Annotated in this window: 5 protein-coding genes; 1 reads left to right on the top strand and 4 read right to left on the bottom strand. The window is 36.3% G+C overall.

The annotated features are described in order from the left end of the window. The 4 genes from KBF89_08860 to KBF89_08845 form a co-directional block, all read right to left on the bottom strand. A partial coding sequence (locus tag KBF89_08860; GenBank protein ID MBP9116431.1) for an FAD-dependent oxidoreductase occupies positions 1 to 787 on the bottom strand: 787 nt, incomplete at its 3' end. A 198-nt stretch (positions 788 to 985) separates the two neighbouring features. Then, positions 986 to 1870, bottom strand: coding sequence for a hypothetical protein (locus KBF89_08855; protein ID MBP9116430.1), 885 nt, complete (start codon positions 1868 to 1870; stop codon positions 986 to 988). Beyond that, a complete protein-coding gene (locus KBF89_08850) occupies positions 1870 to 2190 on the bottom strand; it encodes a hypothetical protein (GenBank protein MBP9116429.1) in 321 nt (106 codons plus the stop codon). Before KBF89_08850 ends, KBF89_08855 begins: the two co-directional genes overlap by 1 nt. Beyond that, complete coding sequence (locus tag KBF89_08845) at positions 2187 to 3038, bottom strand: glycosyltransferase family 2 protein (protein MBP9116428.1); 852 nt, start codon at positions 3036 to 3038, stop codon at positions 2187 to 2189. Before KBF89_08845 ends, KBF89_08850 begins: the two co-directional genes overlap by 4 nt. 29 nt (positions 3039 to 3067) lie before the next feature. Here KBF89_08845 and KBF89_08840 point away from each other — a divergent pair, with 29 nt between their 5' ends. After that, positions 3068 to 3961, top strand: a complete 894-nt coding sequence (locus KBF89_08840; GenBank protein ID MBP9116427.1) for a glycosyltransferase family 2 protein — start codon at positions 3068 to 3070, stop codon at positions 3959 to 3961. The last annotated feature ends 34 nt before the right edge of the window (positions 3962 to 3995 follow it).

Here is a 3995-nt window from a genome sequence, read left to right as displayed (position 1 = left end):
GTTCAGTTTTTGTACCATCGGGAGCTACATAATCTATGATCGCATAATCGCCCTTATTTGTAATCGATTCAACACTCACACTAGTTAAGACTTCCATACCTTTTTTGATAAAAGTTTTTTGTACAACGCTTGCAGCATCTTTATCGCAACCAGCTAGTAATGAAGGAGCGACTTCAAGAAGGGTAACTTCCGAACCTGCTTCGTTAAAGAAACTTGCAAATTCACAACCAATAGCTCCCCCACCAATGATTGCAACAGTTTTTGGTGCATAGTCTATGTTTAATACATGGTCACTTGAAAGTATAACTTTTCCGTCAAACTCTACAGGGCCAAATTGACGTGGTGAAGAACCAGTAGCAACAACAATTGCTTTTGTTGCAGTGATTAATGTTCCATCAGATAATGAAACTTCTTTACGTTGAGCGTTATGCAACATTGCTCTTGAATTAAATGTTGTAACTTTACGACGTTTTAATAATCCTTCAAGACCGCCAACCAATTGATTTACAACAGTATTTTTTCGTACCTGCAATTTTTTAAAATCAATTGTTCCACCTGATGCTTCAACACCAAACTTCTCTGCATCTTTAATAGTATGTGCTACTTCTGCAGTTTGTAATAATGCTTTGGCTGGTATACAACCTCTAAGCAGACAAGTACCACCAACGCGGTCTTCTTCTACTAGGGCAATGTTCAGTCCTGCTGCTGCACCATAGAGAGCTGTCGCGTAACCGCCAGGTCCGCCGCCCATAACGATTATGTCGAAAATATTTGATTCATTAGTCATGGTGAGTAGTTTATTTCATATGGGTTAGGAAATATAAGTTGTGTGCTAACTATAGATACGTAAATCCCAAAATGAATTTTTATGAGGATTATTTCAATTGGCTTGAATAGTCAATGATAAAAACTGTGAAGGCAATAAGCAGTATTACTGCTGTTATTCCAGCGAGAATTAGGAGAGTTCTAGTTTTCATAGTAGGTATTAATCTATTCTCGCAGATGGTTCGGATATAAATTCAACATCCTTGCCCAAAAGTTGGTTAATGTCATTTTGCACTAATTTATCGAATAAATTTGCATTGGTTGCTTTCACTGGTTTTTTCCATATATCTAAACTTACAATTCTGCCTGTGACTTGGCTGGCTTTTGGCGCTCCAAAGAATATTGCATTTCCATATGGCAGAACCATACCAGATTGATCTACTATCAAATATCCAGATCCACTAGGTGTAACAACTAATTGGGTTGCTATACATTCAATACCGTCTTCAGGAACTGAACCGAAGTAATCGACAGTACCGAAACAAAAAATACCACCTATAGAATCAAGTAACCAATACCCTTTTCTCGTTGGGTGACAGACTACATCTACAACGCGAACATGCTCTAGACCCAATGTATGCAAGTCACCGCTGATTAATGATTTATCAGTAGAGTATATTTTGCCATTTTCAGTTACAGCAATAATGTCATCACCTGTATTAGTTATAGAGCATGCAACGAAATTTATATCGCTAAGTTCATCATCTGTTTCCAGTTTTGGCATTTTATTGCCTGACTGGTTATAAAATTTGCCGTGCTTAGTCAATACAACTACTTCGTTATTAAAGAAAATGCTTGCTACAACGCTATCTTCGAAAACCTCGATGTGATCTTTTTCTATTGTAGGACCAACGATATAATAGTCACCATTTTCGACTACAAGATGTTGGCCTTTCGGTGTGTTTAATGAACCAATAATTGAATGCTTTAACTCAAAATTTTGTTTTATGGTACCTTGAAAATCAGTTTCGCCATAACAATAAATATCGCCACCATCGGTTATTAACTGATAGCCAACTATTTCTTCATTTCCAAATGGGGACATTAGGATTCTCCATTTTTCTTCGTGATTCTTTTAATAATTCGATAAAGTTTTCTTATAATCTTTTTTATAAACGAAGGAACTATACGTCCGCCCAATGAAACGACTAATTCTTTAGTCGTTAGTACTATAGGTGTCTCTTTTCTCTCTAAATATTGTATTTGACGTTGCAATGCATTTATTTTTTTGTTGATTGTTAATTTATCTCCGTCAATTAAAACCTCATCACCAAATTCTCTGAACCTATCTTGAACGAGCCACAGTCTATACAATGTCAGCAATTCTCCTGGTGGTATTAAAATTCCGCGATCGTTAAACCTCATAAATATTTTTTATGATAATCAGACCAAGTTGAGGCATCTACCTCATGTAGCGATGAACCTTTATTTGTCCATCGATTATAAATTCCAGTAATTTGGCCTGTATCTACAACCCCAAGTTCTTCGGAGTTTCTTAACAGAAAATCCCAATCTTCCACTACAGGTAACGACTCATCTACAAAAGTGCAATTATCGATAATTGCTTGTCGCGGTGTTGCGTATTGATGCAGTACCGTTTGAGATATAAAAAAATGTGAGCTTAAAGAAAAACTACCAGAGCGAACGTCCTCTAACCCTGATGTTACATACGAGGGTATAGATTCATTGCTATCTTGCTCTACATACCTATCTACACATCTACTTCTAATGATTTTATTCGGATTATCTATAGAATATTTTTCAAAAGTTGAAAGCCAATGGGCAAATACTAAATCGTCGTCGTCTAGAAATACTATGTAAGAGCCCTTGGCCGATTTAATGCCTACGTTCATAGGCACACCACGTTTGCCTCCACTTACAGCAACAAATGTAGTTTTATCAGCTAACTCGTTACCAAAATCACTTATTAGTTTTTCTACAAGTTCGATTTTCGATTTTTCAATATTGTGTCCGACAATAACAAGTTCGAAATCTTGAAATTCTTGTGCAAGCAAGCAAAGTATCGCTTGCTCCATTAAAGAAATCCTAGTTCCTTGCGTGCGCATTATCACAGAAAACTTTGGATTGTTGACTGCTTTTGATTTAAAAATAGTTTCGGGTTTATAGTCACCACAAATTATCTTTTCTTCATCGATGTTCTGCAAATATGTTTGTAACAGAGTTTGTGGTTTTGTTTGATCAAATGTGTCCATAAATAACTGATTACACTATAGTTGGTGAAGTGAATAGCTCTCCCACACTACAGTTACAATCGATTGTTTATGAAAATAGCCAAGACGCAATCGAAAGATTAATTTCTTCTTTAAAACAAAGCTATATAAATGCCAAAAAAGCGAATGTCGTTTCAAGAGTTACTTATAAAATAGGCGATTGTAGCCCTAAACCGTTTATTGAAAACGGTGAGGCTTGGGCTAATAAACTTTCAGATGAGAACATTTCTATCGAATATATTTATTTTAACGAAAATTTAGGCCATGGTGGCGGTCAAAATAGATTGGGACTAGGTTCAGATGCTGATATTCTTGGGATCATAAACCCAGATGTTGTAGCATCTCCTAACCTAATAGCTAACTTAGTATCAGAACTTCTTGACGATAATGTGGCTATTGCAGAAGCAGCCCAGGTTCCTATGGAACACCCTAAGGATTACGATCGTAATACTTTAGAAACCACTTTTGCTTCGGGTTGTTGCATGTTTATCAAACAAGAAATATTTGAACAAATAAATGGTTTTGACGATATTAATTTTTTTATGTATTGCGATGACGTTGATTTATCTTGGCGAGTAAGACTGCTAGGTAAAAAAATACATTTCGTTCCGCTCGCAACGGTATATCACGACCACCGCATAGATGAATCGTCAAACCTTGTTGTTGGCCATGCCGAATTTTACTATTCAGCACTTGGCGGTTTATTGCTTTCTATAAAGTGGGGCAACCAAAAAAGAACTGAACAAATTGTAAATAGCTTAAAAACCGATCCTTCCTATAGCGAAGTATATAGTGAATATTCTGCGATGGTCGAGAATGGTAAATTACCACAAGCAACAGTTGGATCAGATAAAGTTGCTATTTTTACACCTACTGGCTTCGCAGACTATAGATGGACGAATTAGAGTTAGATATGATTCCATTCAATGATCTAAAAGC

It is taken from the genome of Acidimicrobiia bacterium, from assembly GCA_018057765.1.
In the GTDB taxonomy this organism is placed as follows: Bacteria; Actinomycetota; Acidimicrobiia; order IMCC26256; family JAGPDB01; genus JAGPDB01.
The sequence above is the reverse complement of the archived record's forward strand: the minus strand, read 5'-3'. Positions and strand labels throughout refer to the sequence as shown.

Bases quoted from the DNA above. Each gene is read 5' to 3' on its own strand.
- KBF89_08850 (MBP9116429.1), bottom strand. From the start codon at position 2,190: ATGAGGTTTAACGATCGCGGAATTTTAATACCACCAGGAGAATTGCTG.
- KBF89_08845 (MBP9116428.1), bottom strand. From the start codon at position 3,038: ATGGACACATTTGATCAAACAAAACCACAAACTCTGTTACAAACATAT.
- KBF89_08855 (MBP9116430.1), bottom strand. From the start codon at position 1,870: ATGTCCCCATTTGGAAATGAAGAAATAGTTGGCTATCAGTTAATAACC.